The sequence below is a fragment of the Nitrosomonas sp. sh817 genome (genome assembly GCF_030908545.1).
Taxonomy (GTDB): domain Bacteria; phylum Pseudomonadota; class Gammaproteobacteria; order Burkholderiales; family Nitrosomonadaceae; genus Nitrosomonas.
Map to the genome: position 1 here is coordinate 762,785 of NZ_CP133083.1, position 17,071 is coordinate 779,855.

General features: G+C 42.5%; 17 protein-coding genes, 1 tRNA gene and 2 pseudogenes. 13 read left to right on the plus strand and 7 right to left on the minus strand.

From position 1 onward, the window contains the following. Nucleotides 1–4: 4 nt before the first annotated feature. From RBH92_RS03645 to RBH92_RS03660, 4 genes are all read left to right on the plus strand, one after another. Nucleotides 5–718, plus strand: coding sequence for a cytochrome c1 (locus tag RBH92_RS03645; protein WP_292924981.1), 714 nt, complete (start codon nt 5–7; stop codon nt 716–718). Nucleotides 719–768: 50 nt separating this feature from the next. Beyond that, nucleotides 769–1,368 (plus strand): glutathione S-transferase N-terminal domain-containing protein, encoded by a 600-nt coding sequence (locus RBH92_RS03650; RefSeq protein ID WP_307933312.1) that lies wholly within the window; start codon nt 769–771, stop codon nt 1,366–1,368. After that, the gene (locus RBH92_RS03655; RefSeq protein WP_307933313.1) at nt 1,365–1,787 is read left to right on the plus strand and encodes a ClpXP protease specificity-enhancing factor; all 423 of its coding nucleotides are present in this window, start codon (nt 1,365–1,367) and stop codon (nt 1,785–1,787) included. The genes RBH92_RS03650 and RBH92_RS03655 overlap by 4 nt, the downstream gene beginning before the upstream one ends. A 26-nt stretch (nt 1,788–1,813) precedes the next feature. Then, a tRNA-Thr gene (locus RBH92_RS03660) sits at nt 1,814–1,889 on the plus strand. Between the two features lie 34 nt (nt 1,890–1,923). Here the strand turns inward: RBH92_RS03660 and RBH92_RS03665 are convergent. The 4 genes from RBH92_RS03665 to RBH92_RS03680 all read right to left on the minus strand — a co-directional run bounded on the left by RBH92_RS03665 (nt 1,924) and on the right by RBH92_RS03680 (nt 5,472). Beyond that, entirely contained in the window at nt 1,924–2,907 is a 984-nt protein-coding gene (locus tag RBH92_RS03665) for a tyrosine-type recombinase/integrase (RefSeq protein WP_307933922.1), read from the minus strand. Next, a complete protein-coding gene (locus RBH92_RS03670) occupies nt 2,817–3,146 on the minus strand; it encodes a helix-turn-helix domain-containing protein (RefSeq protein WP_307933314.1) in 330 nt (109 codons plus the stop codon). The genes RBH92_RS03665 and RBH92_RS03670 overlap by 91 nt, the downstream gene beginning before the upstream one ends. Then, nucleotides 3,143–4,528 carry a hypothetical protein gene (locus RBH92_RS03675; RefSeq protein WP_307933315.1) on the minus strand — a complete coding sequence of 462 codons (1,386 nt, stop codon included), beginning with the start codon at nt 4,526–4,528 and terminating at the stop codon, nt 3,143–3,145. The genes RBH92_RS03670 and RBH92_RS03675 overlap by 4 nt, the downstream gene beginning before the upstream one ends. A 107-nt stretch (nt 4,529–4,635) precedes the next feature. Continuing rightward, complete coding sequence (locus RBH92_RS03680) at nt 4,636–5,472, minus strand: hypothetical protein (protein WP_307933316.1); 837 nt, start codon at nt 5,470–5,472, stop codon at nt 4,636–4,638. Between the two features lie 273 nt (nt 5,473–5,745). Here RBH92_RS03680 and RBH92_RS03685 point away from each other — a divergent pair, with 273 nt between their 5' ends. From RBH92_RS03685 to RBH92_RS03715, 7 genes are all read left to right on the plus strand, one after another. Further along, entirely contained in the window at nt 5,746–8,706 is a 2,961-nt protein-coding gene (locus RBH92_RS03685; protein ID WP_307933317.1) for a hypothetical protein, read from the plus strand. A 10-nt stretch (nt 8,707–8,716) separates the two neighbouring features. Then, the gene (locus tag RBH92_RS03690; protein WP_307933318.1) at nt 8,717–9,307 is read left to right on the plus strand and encodes a hypothetical protein; all 591 of its coding nucleotides are present in this window, start codon (nt 8,717–8,719) and stop codon (nt 9,305–9,307) included. Between the two features lie 106 nt (nt 9,308–9,413). Then, on the plus strand, nt 9,414–9,872 hold the full coding sequence (locus RBH92_RS03695; protein WP_307933319.1) for a hypothetical protein: 459 nt from the start codon (nt 9,414–9,416) through the stop codon (nt 9,870–9,872). Between the two features lie 371 nt (nt 9,873–10,243). Further along, on the plus strand, nt 10,244–11,182 hold the full coding sequence (locus RBH92_RS03700; RefSeq protein ID WP_307933320.1) for an IS30 family transposase: 939 nt from the start codon (nt 10,244–10,246) through the stop codon (nt 11,180–11,182). A 566-nt stretch (nt 11,183–11,748) separates the two neighbouring features. Next, a complete protein-coding gene (gene tnpA, locus RBH92_RS03705; RefSeq protein WP_307932278.1) occupies nt 11,749–12,180 on the plus strand; it encodes an IS200/IS605 family transposase in 432 nt (143 codons plus the stop codon). Nucleotides 12,181–12,423: 243 nt separating this feature from the next. Further along, nucleotides 12,424–13,500 carry a tyrosine-type recombinase/integrase gene (locus RBH92_RS03710; RefSeq protein WP_307933321.1) on the plus strand — a complete coding sequence of 359 codons (1,077 nt, stop codon included), beginning with the start codon at nt 12,424–12,426 and terminating at the stop codon, nt 13,498–13,500. Next, complete coding sequence (locus tag RBH92_RS03715) at nt 13,493–14,185, plus strand: hypothetical protein (protein WP_307933322.1); 693 nt, start codon at nt 13,493–13,495, stop codon at nt 14,183–14,185. The genes RBH92_RS03710 and RBH92_RS03715 overlap by 8 nt, the downstream gene beginning before the upstream one ends. On the opposite strand, the gene RBH92_RS03720 is transcribed toward RBH92_RS03715, so the two are convergent. Continuing rightward, nucleotides 14,106–15,101, minus strand: a complete 996-nt coding sequence (locus tag RBH92_RS03720; protein ID WP_307931565.1) for an IS30 family transposase — start codon at nt 15,099–15,101, stop codon at nt 14,106–14,108. The genes RBH92_RS03715 and RBH92_RS03720 overlap by 80 nt on opposite strands. 100 nt (nt 15,102–15,201) lie before the next feature. Between RBH92_RS03720 and tnpA (RBH92_RS03725) the strand changes: the two are divergent. Continuing rightward, nucleotides 15,202–15,561 (plus strand): annotated as a pseudogene (gene tnpA, locus RBH92_RS03725) (IS200/IS605 family transposase); the annotation flags it as partial. A gap of 243 nt (nt 15,562–15,804) precedes the next feature. Next, nucleotides 15,805–16,257 (plus strand): DDE-type integrase/transposase/recombinase, encoded by a 453-nt coding sequence (locus tag RBH92_RS03730; RefSeq protein WP_307933323.1) that lies wholly within the window; start codon nt 15,805–15,807, stop codon nt 16,255–16,257. Here the strand turns inward: RBH92_RS03730 and RBH92_RS03735 are convergent. Together RBH92_RS03735 and tnpA (RBH92_RS03740) are read right to left on the minus strand one after the other, a co-directional pair. After that, nucleotides 16,254–16,495, minus strand: a pseudogene (locus RBH92_RS03735) (IS3 family transposase); the annotation flags it as partial. The gene RBH92_RS03730 and the pseudogene RBH92_RS03735 overlap by 4 nt on opposite strands. 74 nt (nt 16,496–16,569) lie before the next feature. Beyond that, nucleotides 16,570–17,001 carry an IS200/IS605 family transposase gene (gene tnpA, locus RBH92_RS03740; protein ID WP_307931855.1) on the minus strand — a complete coding sequence of 144 codons (432 nt, stop codon included), beginning with the start codon at nt 16,999–17,001 and terminating at the stop codon, nt 16,570–16,572. Nucleotides 17,002–17,071 lie beyond the last annotated feature (70 nt).

The following is a 17,071-nucleotide window of genomic DNA, read 5'->3' on the forward strand; positions in this document are numbered from 1 at the left end:
AAAAATGATGAAATTAACGATCGCTTTATTAATTTTATGTATGGTTCCATTTGGGAATGCTAATGCAGCTGAATCAGATGTTCCATTAGATAGAGCCCCGGTTGATATTACTGACAATGCTTCTTTGCAGCGTGGTGCAGAAACCTTTGTGAATTACTGTTTAACATGTCATGGTGCAAGTTATATGCGCTACAACAGACACCGCGATATCGGATTATCGAATGAAGAAGTCCTGGATAAATTAGTATTTACAGGGCAAAAAGTTGGTGATTTGATGTTATCTGCAATGCGTAAAAAAGAAGGGCAAGAATGGTTCGGTGTCGTTCCACCAGACTTGTCAGTTATTGCGCGTTCGCGAGGAGCTGATTGGCTATATACCTACTTGCGAGCATTCTATCGGGATGATGCTACAAGCACTGGATGGAACAATTTTGTATTTGATCGTGTTGCAATGCCTCATGTCTTGTATCAATTCCAAGGCGAGCAACGATTGGTAGTGAAAGGCGATCAAAAAAGCTTAATGCTTGATAAGCCAGGTCAAATGACTACAGCCGATTATGATAAATTCGTTGGCGATTTGGTTAATTATCTGGTTTATTTGGGTGAGCCGCATGCAAATGCCCGGATAGAATTGGGTACCAAAGTGATGATCTTTCTGCTGTTCATGTTTGCTTTGTCATATGTGCTGAAGAAAGAGTATTGGAGAGATATTCATTAAGACTTCAAGCTTGCCTGAATGTGCGGGTGATTTAGTCAGAGATTGAAGTTATGATGACGCTATATTCAACGATTACATGTCCCTATAGTCATCGATGCAGAATTGTACTGCACGAGAAAGATATGGATTTCCAAGTGATTGATGTTGACCCCAATAATAAATCAGAAGACTTGGCTGTTATGAGTCCTTATGGTAGAGCGCCTGTGCTTGTGGAACGCGATCTGGTTTTGTATGAATCGAATATTATCAATGAATATATCGATGATCGCTTTCCGCACCCACAGTTAATGCCTGCAGATCCTGTGATGCGTGCGCGTGCCAGATTACTGTTGTTTCGTTTTGAACAGGAGTTGTTCTGTCATATCGATGCATTTGAGGGAGACGACCAAAAGGCCATAGACAAGGCTCGAGCGGTGATTGCAGAAAATCTAACGATGATCTCTCCAGTTTTTGAAAAACAGAAATTCATGCTTGGTGATGAGTTTTCGATGCTTGATGTTGCAATTGCTCCTTTATTATGGCGTTTGGAATATTTTGGAATAAAACTTCCTAAACAAGCGGCGCCTTTATTAAAGTATTCCGAGAGATTATTTAGCCGCCCATTGTTCATTGATGCATTATCGGCATCCGAAAAAGTCATGCGCAAATGATGAATCAATCTACCAAACCCTATTTAATCCGCTCTATTTATGACTGGTGTAGCGATAACGGTTTTACGCCATATATTTCTGTCAAAGTCTTCAAAGAGTTAGATATTCCAAAAGAATATGTGAGAGATAACGAAATAGTATTCAATATCAGTGCGATCGCTGTACATGAATTGAATATCAGTAATGATGGCTTGAGTTTCACGGCTAGATTCAGCGGTATTGCAAAAAGGTTAGATATTCCTTTGGATGCGATTAAAGGGATATTCGCTAAGGAAGTTAATCAAGGAATTACTTTTTCTCCAGATGACATTGAAAATAGAAACAATATAGAAAGCTTGGAAAATAGAAGTTTTAATCAAAATACCCAAATCTTTGAAGAAAAGAAAGTGCACCAACCAAAACTTAGAATAATCAAATAAATCTGTCCGATTATTCTTGCCTAATTGCCGGCATAGCTCAGATGGTAGAGCAGCTGATTTGTAATCAGAAGGTCCCGAGTTCGATTCTTGGTGTCGGCACCATTAAATCAATAAGTTATATTAATTTAATGGCCTTCTAATTTTCTCCTTGTGCCAGAATTGTGTCATTCAGGAGATCATCTACAACCAACGCATGTTTCCTGAATTGCTCGGGTGCCAAATGAGCATAACGTTTCACCATCTCAGTTGATTCCCAAGCCCCCATCTCCTGAATCACGTTTAACGGAACACCTTTTTGAGTTAACCAACTCGCCCAGGTATGCCGCAGATCATGCCAGCGGAAGTTTTCGATTCCAGCTCGTTCCAATGCTCTACGCCAAGCTTTAGTATTCACTTGGTTAATTGATTTTCCTCGATAAGTAAAAATCCTTATCGGATGTTTGCCAATTTGTTTTCGCAATATTTCCATTGCCGTAGCATTTAGCGAAACATGAATACTTTTTCTTCCTTTAGCTTGATCTGCATGTATCCATGCAACGTTTCTTTGCAGATCAACTTGCGACCATTCCAGATCAGTTACATTTCGTTTGCGTAACCCCGTACAAAGCGAGAATTTAACCAAATCAACTAAATGCTCCGGTAATTCATCAAGAAGCATTTTTACATGCTCTGGTTCGATCCAACGAATACGCCGTTTAGGTTCTTTATACAACCGGATAAACGGTGCTTTATCGATCCATTCCCAATCAAGGGCAGCACGGCGCAAAATAGCCCGTATTGTTGCTAAATAGCGGTTAGCCGTTGAAGGTGAAGTTTCCTTGCGCTTCACTTCACCCACTTCAGCGATCACTTCCCGAGTTAATTCAGAAAGTAAGCGACCTCTAAAAAACTGTTGAATCCATGCAACCTGCTTCATATCCTGCTTATGTGAAGCTTTATGCTCTGTTTCCATCAGCCATTTATAGGCTGCTTCATCCCAGGTGCGTTTTGGCTTATCCCCCAGTTTCACGACCCGCCAAGATTCTGCTTTCAGCTTGTCGTGGAATTCTTGTGCTTGGGTTTTATCTTCAGTTGCAGCAGAGCATCTAATTCGCTCGCCGCTTGGTGTGGTGAAACTAATCCACCACGTCTTACCGCGTTTAAAGAGTGACATAATTGTTTCTCCTCATGTCCTACTTGCAACGCTTGCCGAGGGGTAGCATATAACGAGCGCAGGTAGGCGACAAGATCATCTTCAATAAATACCCAGCATTTGCCCAATTTAACACCCGGAATTATTCCGGCCTTGGTGCGGCGGCGTACTTCTTCGCGGTGCAGTTTAAGGAATAGGGCGGCTTCTTCAAGATTGAATGTTTTCATTCGCCATCCCTCGCACTCTGATAAGCTTTTGCCCCTTGCTTTCTTTCCTGAATGGTTTCTGCAAGATTTTCGCGATTATTGATGGTGTTATATTTTCTGCCCTTAGCTTTTACCTTGCGACGAATATAACGCTGAAGATTTTCATTCTTTCTGGCATGGTATTGTGTAGCTTGATGCAGATATTCACCGACACCTTCACTAAAATCCTCAATACCCTCTCGAGCCATAAAAGACGTAAGGCCGCCCAGGCCATGCACGAAGATTCGTTCATCGTGCGGCAGTCTGCCAATAGAAAAACGTTTTAAGCGCGGTTGATCGGAAGGAAATGAGTAGATATTGGAAATATCGCCCCATAATGGATGATTCGGCCAGCGATTGCGCTTACTGTCAGTCAAACTCGGGATGGAAAGACGCAACCAATCATGGGTGAAATAATGCCATAGCGCAGCATGGTTACACTGTAACTCAGATAGACCGATAATTCCGAGTTGTTTGAGCAATTGCTTTTCAGCCTGGAATTCAATGCGCCAGACTTTTTCGTCAGCTTGCCAGCCGTTGCTTTCCCATAAAGAAAACAGCCAGGTTTTATGAGACTTGGTTTTAATTTCGACTACTTTTTCATACAAGCGGGCATGCAAATCGCCGCCTATGCCAATAACCCAACCGGTAAAAGGATCATCCAGACGGCAATCGAAGTATTTCGCCATCAAATTGGCTCTAGTGATCCAATCGGAATGATGAATTTCAGAAAGATTATCGATGCAGACAAAATCCAGAAATAAATCGGCGCGGCTGACACCGGGTGTATCAAGTACTAATCCCAGCGTATTCACGACAAAGCGCAAGTCTTTCTCAGCCGCTTCAGCACCGACCGCTGCTAGATATTCGCTGGAAACCTGAACATGCGCCATCGGCAGCTTGCTGGATTGGCTGCGATTCAGTTTAATGAAAAAGCAATTATCCGACAGGACGTAGGGAAAACGCGGAAATCCTCTATAACTAACTTCAAATAGGTGAGAACCGATAGCGACTTGCGCCAAGGCTTGCACTTTCTCATCTTCCGATTGCGCTTTTTCTTTTAATTCAGATAATTTGCTATCCCAATCTTCAGACAATTGCCCATAATAAGAAAGATAAAGACTATCTATTCCGTAAAGCAGGGGTTTGAAATGTTTAGGGTTGTCGTTTGAGGGTACTGTGTTACAAGATGGCGTACCCTGTGCGGATGAGTCAGCCTGATGCGATGTATCCGTCAAATCTCTTTCCACCTCGCCCTCGCATCTCTCCTCCTCGCTAAAGCTCGTCGTCTTCTGCGTTGGCTCGGCGGTTTCAATTTTTTTGAATGTTACAGTATCAAGTGAAACACTAATTTCTTTGTTCATGATAAAAATCCTTATCCATAGTGATTATGCAAACATTGCTAACATCGCAATGGATAGAGATTTTGTATATCAACTCAAAAAAAGTAATCCACTCAAAAAATGAATTTTTAGGTGGTTGCGTTTTTCTTCATGTAAGTATCAGCAAATTTACGCAACGCTTTCTCACTACCGCCACCTTTTGAATTGGCGGCATAGAGCTCTAATTCCTCGACAAATAATTGATAGAGTTGCTTATCAGTTAGGCGTAATGCGCCAGCTTCATAAAGCACTTCAAAGACCAAGCGCATTTTTTGGAAGTTGTCTTGTTTGAGTTTCTCTTTCTTGCCATTAATGGCAGATTTTAGCTTTGCAAAAAACTTCACATCGTGTAGTAGCGTAGCCTTGCTTATTTTTCCAACAGCAGTTGGACAACCAATAATAGAAGTATCAATCTTTATGGCATCAATTAAGGCTTTGTTGTCACCGTTGCGAGCCCGTTCGATTAATTCATTCAGGAAGCACCCGTGATAAAGCACGCACCACAGAGAATACTGCACGGCAATGAAAGCAGCACTAATCTCAGGGAGAGAAGGGCGCAATAATTCAAGATCGTCTTTAGTCGGATTTGGCCGTGCATCAAAATGGCTTTGCACCTGATTGTAAATATCCGGCAATGCTCCAATGTTTCCAGGGCAATCGGACATCTGTTTGAACCAACCCAAAATTTGCTCCAGTGAAACAAACTGCAAAAGCCCGGTACAAAATAAAACTGTAAGGTCTTTAGTGGGAAGCTCGTACAAATAGCACCAACTGAACTCTTCGTCTTCTTTATCAAAGAGCCGGTCATCACAATCATTTATCGATTTCTTGGTATCTTCGATTCCAATTGCAACCAATGGCCAAAATTGAAGAAATGCTCGGAGATTTTTTGCCATAATGCCCTTAGCGTAATAGACTTCGCTCATGCTGAATTGCCGTAGTAATTAAATTTGACAAGTAATCAGAACAGTAATAGTTTAAATTTGATTTTTAGCTTGCTACAAAATTTACGGCAAAAAATTTAAATGCTGAATGCTAAAATTAGGCACAACAGCTTTGCTCTTGCGCATGGAATGGGAACAGACTGGCTATGCCAGACTGTTAAGTGATTTAAATGGTTTAAGATAAAAAGTGCTTAAAATCAATTCACTATTTAAAGTGAATACGCCATGACAATAATTGGTCAAATTTAAATAACCATGTCTAAAATTAACCTGAGACCTGCAGTAATCATTTGTCATAATTTAATGACATATTGTTGCCTTGTATTAATTATCTTGCTGGCCTTTTCTGGGAGTATCAGAGCTGAAAAGTCATCACACTCACCAAGTAATTCGGAGATATATGAAGCTTTAGGAAAATATGGTATTGCCATGATGGGAGCGATAACCGACGCGGCAAAATCTGCTTCTCCCCCAAAAATTACAGGGGACGAGGTAAAAGATTCCTTAAATAAAATGGTTTCTTCATATCAGACTGCTATTCAAACACAAAAAGCAGGTATTGGTATGTTGGATGCTTCATTTGAATTGGCAATAACTGGTACTGAATTAGCGACTGGGGGAAGCGCTATTCTTGCAACTAGTGCTGTACGATGGGTTAAGAATGTGGCGATGGATGAATTGAGGAGCAAAGCCGATGAAAACAGTAGAAAGCTGCTAGCGGCAAACATCGATCGCTTCAGAGATGATAAAGGCTTAGATTATGAATCTCTCCAAAAAAAAGAACCGAAAGAAATAAAAGAAGCATTAGATAGCTTACAGTTGCTTTCTGATATACAAACAACACTGGGTGGAGACTCTCAAGCTCAAGGGATTGTCGAGGCAGCTGTAATCGATACAATAATTAATACAGATAAGATCGAGTTAGAGCGACTTGCTCAACATGGAGCCGACATTGAAGCTACTAAAAACGGTTTGACAGATATCGGGAGACAACTTTCCGACTACACAAAAAAGACTGATTTATCTTTAACTAATATTAGTAAAAAAATTAGTGACACACAAAGTGCACTAGATGCTGCAAATGATGCGCTTAGTTCATTAAAAGATACAACAAAAAATAATACACAGCAAATCCAAGCAGTGTCAGAAATGCTTTTTAGTAAAGCATCACCTTCTGAGAAATTAATGATGTTGCAGTCTGGGCATTTGAAGGATTCTCTCGATGAGAATCAACGTAAGGAACTCATTACAGTTATCACTGGACAGCAAAAAAAAGAACAACTTCTCTCAGATATAAATAATGTGGTTTCTACGTTCAATAGCATAGGACAAATTGCAAAAAACCTTGGAGTTGGAGGTGATCTGATTCCTGCAATTTCAACTGCCAGTGCAGTTGCTGGGGTTGTATCTAATATCGTATCGCAGAACTATTTGGGCGCTATTGTCGGCGTTTCGGGATTATTTGGAAAAAGCCCAGCTGATCCTGCTTCAGAAAGACATAAACAATTACTGGATTTCATTGAGAAAAGGTTTGCTGTAATAGACAAAAAGCTTGATCAGATAATCGAAGGACAGAAGAAGATTATGGAAACGCTCGGAAAAATATCTGAGCAAATGGCTTTATACGACAGAACCCTTCATGATCGCCTAGATCGTGTGGAATTCAAGCTAGATACTGTTGAGAGTATGACCAGAGAAATTTTGTTTCATTACTTGAAGAACTGTCATACGGTGAAAGTAAACATTGTAAGAGAAACTAAAAGAAATCCAGATTATGAATTAATTATAGCTAATTTTGAGGACGCTCAAGCTGTAAGTAAAGCAGCCACATTTAATAGCATAAATGATTGTGTCATGTATTTACAGGGATTATTTGAGCATGCATTCGATCCCCTAAACCTAGGTCTTGAATCTCTTGCTTTGAGACACTCTAATACAATTAATCTTGGTACCTATTATAAAAAAGGTGATCAGGAAGAATATATTGAAAAAACAAAGATTCAGGCTTTCTATCAGGAACAATATAAACCTACATTTGATCTTGCTTTAAAATCTCCTCATGCCATAGACTCGCGGGTCAAGAATTACCCATTTTTGTTTTCTTTATTAACGCTTCCAGTAAATTCTGTAATTGACTTGGAGAAAAAACTCGCAGGATCGTCGAAATTCTCGCAATCGGCTTGTAGTAAAAATAGCATTCTTGGGGAGCCTTTAATTCAAATCCTTTGTACGGCAGGGGATGATGTTTTTGCTACTCATTTGAAGCTACCTGAGCATGCATCTAAAGATATCGACGATAATGCGAATTTGGTAGCATTCAAAGTTCTTGAAACTCCGCTCATGCAAGATCCCCTGTTATTTTTGGCGGATTGGTCATTATTTTTCGCACCAATTTATGATCATCTCGATCTTAAGAATGGAAAAGTATTAACAACTTTGGATGAATTTGTTGAGCAACGAAACTTGCCAAAAGGCCCAAGGATTTTAATTGGTGCGATGCAGGCATTGACTGTAGGAATAGCACAACTTAATCTTCTGTACGGAGATTTAACTTCCAAACTTATTTTCGAGCTTCTTTGGAAAAAAGATATCCCACAAGATTGTAAAGTCTCTTCGACTGAAAATTGCGAGGAGCGTTTCTACACAGTTTCAGAACTGTCAATTACGGATACCTCAACGGACGAAAATCTAAAACGGATCACTATGCTTAGAAAAGCGGCATACGATCTTTTGGCAAGTAATAATCCGTATCTTTTGAAAAATGTACTGATGCACGCACTTGCGCATACCTCTAAGGTTAATGATCAGGGTGCAGTATTGGCGTATCAAACTGCGCTCGATCATATGAAATCGGCTTCGGTTCAGCCCGATGCCTTATTGATCAGCTTATTCGGGCAAGGTATGCAATTTATTAGTTCATTAGAATCAACAAATTCAGGAAATAGCAACTGCGCTGATACAAATAATGAAGATTGCAATAGGCGCTTGGAAGCAAGTTTCCTAGGGCTTAAGGTTGCACTGCCGACTGCTGAAGAATTTCGTATCCGTCAATTAGTTTATCCCCCACTAATGAAGGATTTCTTAGCCATGCAGAATAGACTTTCGGCTCGTTTGGCAGAATACTCCGTTTATGACTGGGCTGCAATGAATGGAAATAATTCTGATGAAGCAAGAGAGTTGTTTGTGAAAGCACTGTTAAAATCCAATAAAAATTAAGGATAGTGTTATGTACTTATTATTTATCTCGAAAATATTGATTGCTAGTTTCCTCTTGATGATTACTGCATCAATTCATGCTCAGGAGGGAATTTGCAGAACTTCTGGTGGAGTTGATGGAAAAACTTGTTATGGTCAAGAAGGATTTTGTTTTGATAAAGAAGGGCGAAAATTTCTAGATGCTGGTTGCAGCGGATCTTCTGCAACGGAGACGCTTTGTAACGGCAAAATAAAAAGACATAAAGTTATTGGTGGTATTAACAGCAGAGAGCATGTGGAGCTAAGATGTGAGGGAGAATCAATATCTCTTGAATTGGCAACAACCAAAGAGATGTTTAGATACAATCAGCAACTTGCACAAGCTAATCAGTTGCTTGGCAGTATCGCAAATTTTCTTTCATCAACCCCGAATTTAGCTGGCAATTCACTAGAGACAAAGAATCTTCTTAATAATGCAATAACATCGAATAATGAACTCCGCTCTGTTATCAATGCGAGATTTGATCAACTTGCTCCAGAGCTAGTAACTATTGGGGTAATAAAGAAATTGCGAGAAGATATTCTCTTGGAAGTTGACAGAAGGATATCCGAGAGCAAATAGTCTTATATATTATTCATCTAATGAATAAGAAAGATATAACCAGATTTAACTGCTAATGAAAAGTAAGCATCTATTATTCGTTCAATTAAATTAGAAGGGCATTCCAATGAATCTAAAATTAGTTTTCCAGATTCTAATAATTTTCACACTACTTGCACTGTCTTTTTCAGTTCAGAGTGAAACTGAAACAGTATGTCCCGGTGGTAAAGATAAAGTTTTTGTTGATGAGAATAGAGGGTTTGCATGTCCAGGCAACCTTCCTGTATGGAAGGTGGAACGAGCTATTTTTGAAGAAGTTCTAAAAACCAACAAAGAATTGACATTAATGATTAACCACCTAACAGCAATAAATAATTCGCTTGCGAGTGTTCCAAGCATAACACAGACATCACAAGAAACAAAAAACCTTCTTAATAATACAATAACAAATTTTAATAAGGAGCTTCGGTCATCGATTAATTCTAGGTTCGACCAACTTCCTCAAGAACTCGCAGCAAGTGAAGCTATGAAGAAACTGAAAGAAGATATTCTTCTGGAAGTTGATAAAAAAATAAATGCTAAATAATTTATCACATACACATCTATAGTGAGACGATTCCTGAATCGTTTGCTCGACCTTGAGTAGGTTGTCTGAGACCGCACTGCAACGTCCTGAACCGCTGGTTAGTGCTGTCCGCGGGGTAAATTCCTGAAGTCCGGCGCGTTTCAGCACGTCACAGATCGTTGGCCGACTGACGTAGAAGCGTTCCGCCAAATGTGCTACCTTACACAGCCGGGTTTGATATGGCCTCATGCATCACCGCGATATTCTCGAACCTAAAACGATTTAAGCATTGGCGGATTCAAGTTTGAAGTGCAATTTTGAGTAACGCAAGTCATGAGGGTTGGATGCGGTAGCATCTGAGCCTTTTTGACCAGCCAGTCGAAATTGCAAAGATGAACTACACACACCTAACCCGGGAAGAACGATACCAGATATACGCTTTGAAGAAAGCGGGACACACACAAAGCGAGATCGCCACCATCATCGACCGAAGCGTATCAACTATTAGCCGAGAGTTGGCCCGTAACCGTGGGGCGCGTGGCTATCGCCCCAAACAGGCGCATAACAAGGCAGTCGAGCGGAAAGCCAACAATGCGCGGGTGATAGGCGATGCAACCTGGCAATTTGCGCAAGAGAAACTCATGCTGCAATGGAGCCCGGACCAGATCAGCAACCATGTGGACATCAGCATTGAGACGGTGTACCAGAGGGTTTATGCCGACAAACGAAACGGTGGCACTCTTTGGAAGAATCTGCGCTGTCAGAAGCAGCGCCGGAAGCGTTATGGCAAGACAGATCGGCGCGGCATCATCCCCAACCGCCAGTCCATTGAGCAACATCCGGCTATTGTCGATGCTGGAAGTCGTATCGGCGACTGGGAGGCAGATACCCTCATCGGCAAGAATCACCGGCAGGCCATCGTCAGCCTGGTCGAGCGAAAAACGGGATACACGCTGATTCGCAAGGTGGAGCGGAAGACCGCCGGGGCAGTAATAAAAGCAACCACCCGCCTGCTCAAGCCACACCGAAGGCGGGTGTATACGATTACTTCCGACAACGGGCGGGAATTCGCCGGACACGAGGAGATCAGCAAACAACTGGATGCGGACTTCTATTTCGCCCACCCTTACGCTTCATGGGAACGAGGGACCAACGAGAATACCAATGGACTGATTCGGCAGTACTTCCCAAAAAACCGGGACTTCACCACGATTACACAGCAGGAGATGGATACAGCAATGGAAAGATTGAACAATCGACCCAGAAAACGACTTGGATACCAAACACCTAATCAGGTATTCTTCAAATCAGGCGTTGCACTTCATATTTGAATCGGCGATTGTAAAAATGTACTCAAAAACTAAATTATATGTCTTTTTAGCAGAAAAACTATTGGATGCTGACACTTGGTAAATTTTGAATGATGATTGACACCAAATATCTGGATCTATCCGTTTTGGTTTTGGTGAGCCAATTAGATCTCAATTTAGTTGTGTCAAATTTGTGTCCAACTACGACAGAAATACTATTATTCGAGACCGTGTGACACTGATTTTTGTATTTGGCAAGCATTGCAAGCAATTGATTAGTAGTGATATAAAGTTTTGTGCTGCGTTTTGTAATCAGAAGGTCCCGAGTTCGATTCTTGGTGTCGGCACCATAAAAATCAATTAGTTAGCAGTAGAAACTCTTCAGTAATTCTCATTGTGGGGCATTGGTGGGGCACTTAAGAATAACAAAGTGTAATACCAAATGCTCCATTTTCATTTCAAACTCACTAAGAATTTAACCCGAGAATCAGTAAAGTTCATTATTTTATTGTCCATCATAAGGTTAAAACCACCGGCTTCAGCCGGTCAGCTTTAGCTGCGAGAATATGCCACACAGGAGGTGTGGCATGGATTATAGATATGGAAGTCATACGGTTTATCAGATTGAATATCATTTTGTATGGGTAACGAAGTATAGATATAAGATTCTGAAGGGAGAAGTAGCAGAACGAGTACGAGAGTTGGTTCGTCAGACGTGTGAAGCATTTGAAATGAGAATTGTACAGGGTGTAGTAAGTAAGGATCATGTGCGTATTCTGGTGAGTTGTCCGCCGGAGATGGCTCCGAGTGAGATCATGAGGCGACTAAAAGGACGAACATCGAGCTATCTGTTTGAAGAATTTCCTCACTTGAAGAAGCGGTACTGGGGAAGGCATTTTTGGGCGCGAGGGTATTTCTGCGTGACAGTAGGTCAGATGACAGAAGAGATGATCAAACAATACTTGGAGCATCATTTTGAGCCAAATCCAAACGACAATTTTAAAATGGAGCCGGAATAAGACGCGTCGTTTAGTCGACGCGTATCCGGACTTTCAGTCCGTAACTCAAACCCACCGGCTTTAGCCGGTGGTTGTTTAGTATGAAGTGTCCCATTAGTGCCCTAATTTTTGATAAACAATCAAAAGGTATTTGTATATAAAAAGAAAAATAAGAAAAAACATATGAATGTATATCATATGTTGTAATTTATTGCTCATTGTTGTAACCTGTATACAAGTGATTAATCACTTGCAGAGGCAATCATGGCAAACATTGAAAAACGTATTTCTAATGATGGCATAACCAGTTACCGGGTAAAAATACGCTTAAAAGGATTCCCGTCTCAATCTGCCACATTTGAACGCCTGACCGATGCCAAGAAATGGGCACAGCAAACCGAGTCAGCGATTCGAGAAGGCCGCCATTTCAAAACCACAGAAGCCAAACGCCACACACTAGCGGAAATGATAGATCGCTATTGCCGTGATGTATTACCAAGCAAGAAAAGTGCAAAAGACCAAATGCAGCAACTGGCATGGTGGAAATCTGAAATCGGCAGCTACTCACTCGCAGATGTAACGCCTTCGCTGATTGGCGAATGCAGGGATAAGCTAGGCCGAGAAATCACAATAAGAAATAAGTTACGTTCACCTGCCAGTGTAGTGCGGTATATGGCTGCGCTATCTCATGCGCTTACTATCGCCGTAAAAGAATGGGGCTGGTTAGAAGATAACCCAATGCGTAAGGTGACCAAACCCAAGGAATCACGCGGACGGGTTCGCTTCCTATCCGATGATGAGCGCATGCGCTTACTGAAAGCCTGTAAGGAATCCAGCAATCCTTATTTATATACTGTTGTTGTATTGGCATTGTCTACCGGAATGCGTCAAGGTGAAATCATGGGATTGACTTGGGATGTGGTGGATTTAAACCAAGGCCGCGCGATTCTGCACGAAACAAAAAACGGTGAACGCCGCGCCGTGGCGATTACTGGCCATGCTTTGGAATTATTAAAAGCACTTTCCAAGGTACGTCGGATTGATTGCAACTTGCTTTTTCCAGCTAAGGAAAACACACCACAAAAACCACAAAAGTCTATGGATTTACGCACGCCATGGGAAACAGCCGTTAAAAAAGCAGAGCTTCATGACTTCAAATTTCATGACTTGCGTCATAGTGCTGCATCATACTTAGCCATGAATGGCGCAAGCTTGGCTGAAATTGCGGAAGTGCTAGGACATAAAACTTTGCAAATGGTAAAGCGTTACGCTCACTTATCGGAAGGCCATACCGCTCGTGTAGTTGAATCTATGAATACTAAGATTTTTGGTGATGTCTGAAATGATACAAATAAATAATGAAAAAGACCAAGAAGAATATGAACATGAGATAAGAAGAGGTTTTTTTCTTGGATATTATTCAATCAGAAATGAATGGGCTTTATGGGCCAGTCAAAGTAAGTTAATTGCTAAGGAAGCAATTCCACTAATGAATGGACTTGATCCTAGATCGTGGGAAGAATATGAGAAAAAGGAGAAACGTTTACCTTATGAAATGATTCAATCCATTAAGCGAAGCTTAGTAATGGCCGAAGATGAAAAAATCGTTATGAACACTCCTGCTAAATGGCTAGATTGGGGGCGCAAGCATGATTTGGATAAACCGATTTTAAAATCTAAGGATTGGCTGAATGCGCCTGATGTTTGCATGTTCAAATTGTTTGAAACTGCTGTTGATGCGGTATCTGGAAAATCTATTAATTTACGAACTACGGAAAAGCAGAAAGAAGATACCTGGAAAGAAATTGCTTTATCCAAAGCAGATGAAATTTATAAAAATTGCAGAAGTTTCGGAACCGATCCCTCAAAAGCACGGATAGCAGATAAAATTGCTGAACAGCTTGAACGGGAAAATATAAAAACCGCAAAAGGAAAGAGACGCGGATTCAACTTCGAAGTGCAACACCTAGCGGTGGCTTGGTATAGCGCACCGTCTTTCCGAAGAACACCTCAAACGGGGTTCTGAATCCAAGCACCTTGCGCGGTCGATGGTTGAGTCTATCCACCGCCCATTGTACTTGTTCCTGGGTCACCTTAATCAATTCCATTCCCTTGGGGAAATACTGCCGCAGCAGCCCATTGCTGTTCTCGTTCAAGCCGCGCTCCCATGAATGATAAGGATGAGCGAAGTAGATATCCACATTGAGTTTCGCAGCAATGGTTTCATGCTCCGCAAATTCTTTCCCGTTGTCGAATGTCATGGTGTGGCACTTGCGTTTATGGGGGCGCAGCAATCGCGTTACCGCCGCCGTTACGCCCGATGCATGTTTGCCGGGCACTTGGGCTGCCAGAATGTAGCGCGACTTCCTCTCGGCCAGCGTAACCAATGCGCCTTGATGGTTCTTGCCGATTACGGTGTCGCCCTCCCAGTCGCCTATGCGGTTCTTCTGATCCACGATCCCCGGACGCTCATCAATGCCGATCCGGTTCTTGATCGTGCCCCGGCGCTCTTGACCGCTCGCATAACGCTTCCTGCGGGGCTTCTGGCAACGCAAATGCCGCCACAGGTCGCCACCTCGACGCTTGTCTGCATATATGTGCAAGTAGATCGTCTCGTGACTGATCTGCAACACACTTTCCAAAGCAAGTCGACGGGCCGCTTGCTCCGGACTCATGTCCAGCCGAACCAATCGCTCAACTTCCGTCCAGTCCGACATTGATAAACGCTGGGCGTTGGCGCATTGTTTTCGGCGCTCGTTCCGTAATTCCTGCGCCTGCTTGGGATACCAGTCACGCCGACCCTTGTTCCGCCTGAATTCCCGCGAAATCGTCGACTTGCTCACGCCCACTGCATCCGCTATTCGCGATTGGTTCAAACCCGCCTTCTTCAAGCCGGAAATCTGGTATCGTTGCTCGCTGGTGAGCTGCTTGTAGTGCTTCATCTGTGCTCCTTCTACTTGGTCGTTTAAGAAGCTCCGATACTACCGCAGCTTGCTTCCTAAACTTCCTTACAAAAGTTGCACTTCAATTTTGAATCCACCATATAAGATTCTGAAGGGAGAAGTAGCAGAACGAGTACGAGAGTTGGTTCGTCAGACGTGTGAAGCATTTGAAATCGGAATTGTACAGGGTGTAGTAAGTAAGGATCATGTGCATATTCTGGTGAGTTGTCCGCCGGAGATGGCTCCGAGTGAGATCATGAGGCGGCTAAAAGGACGAACATCGAGCTATCTGTTTGAAGAATTTCCTCACTTGAAGAAGCGGTACTGGGGAAGGCATTTTTGGGCGCGAGGGTATTTCTGCGTGACAGTAGGTCAGATGACAGAAGAGATGATCAAACAATACTTGGAGCATCATTTTGAGCCAAATCCAAACGACAATTTTAAAATGGAGCCGGAATAAGACGCGTCGTTTAGTCGACGCGTATCCGGACTTTCAGTCCGTAACTCAAACCCACCGGCTTTAGCCGGTGGTTGTTTAGTAGATCGCCAGGAAATCTGGCGGCTTTATCAAACCCGAGTCTGGAAGGTAACGCAGCTGGCGGAACACTTCAGAGTCAGCCGGCCAACGATTTATGCCGTATTGGAACGCGCAAGACTTCAGGAATTTACTCCACTCAACAGTACAAATCAGCGGTTTAGAACATTGCAGTACGGTCTTAAACGCTTGGCCAAAGTTGAGCAAGCGATCCAGGATCGCCTCAAGCGTGAATCAAAACGCTATAACAAAACTTATCCCGGTGAGCTGGTTCACTTCGATACCAAGCGCCTTCCCTTGCTGAAAGGACAATCTGCCAGCGAACCTCGCGAATACCTGTTTGTCGCCATCGATGACTTCTCAAGGGAGTTATATGCCGCGATTTTCCCTGATAAAACCCAATACAGCGCTGTGCATTTCCTCATAGAAACCGTCATCGCCCAGTGCCCTTATCAGATCGACTACACTTATTCCGATAACGGCAAGGAATTTAAGGGGACTGCCGGTCACGCTTTCGTCAAAGCATGCGCGCAACACGATATCGGTCAGAAGTTTACCCGCATCAATCACCCCCAGACTAACGGCATGACCTGGTCAAGTAAAACCGGACACTCCAGTTAAGCTGCTTTTATCGATTTTGCTGCTTCTGCTTCATATTGGTTTGGATTTTTGTAATCCAGGTATGAATGCAGTCTTTGGTTGTTATAAAACACAGAGATATATTGCAAATGTCCTGCTGTGCTGCATAGCGGGTTTGGTAATGCCGCCATTGGCAGCGTTCCTGCTTGAGGCTGCCAAAGAAGCTTTCCGCAACTGCATTATCCCAACAATTTCCCAGACGACTCATGCTGCCACTAAACAACCACCGGCTAAAGCCGGTGGGTTTGAGTTACGGACTGAAAGTCCGGATACGCGTCGACTAAACGACGCGTCTTATTCCGGCTCCATTTTAAAATTGTCGTTTGGATTTGGCTCAAAATGATGCTCCAAGTATTGTTTGATCATCTCTTCTGTCATCTGACCTACTGTCACGCAGAAATACCCTCGCGCCCAAAAATGCCTTCCCCAGTACCGCTTCTTCAAGTGAGGAAATTCTTCAAACAGATAGCTCGATGTTCGTCCTTTTAGCCGCCTCATGATCTCACTCGGAGCCATCTCCGGCGGACAACTCACCAGAATATGCACATGATCCTTACTTACTACACCCTGTACAATTCTCATTTCAAATGCTTCACACGTCTGACGAACCAACTCTCGTACTCGTTCTGCTACTTCTCCCTTCAGAATCTTATATCTATACTTCGTTACCCATACAAAATGATATTCAATCTGATAAACCGTATGACTTCCATGTCTATAATCCATGCCACACCTCCTGTGTGGCATATTCTCGCAGCTAAAGCTGACCGGCTGAAGCCGGTGGTTTTAACCTTAT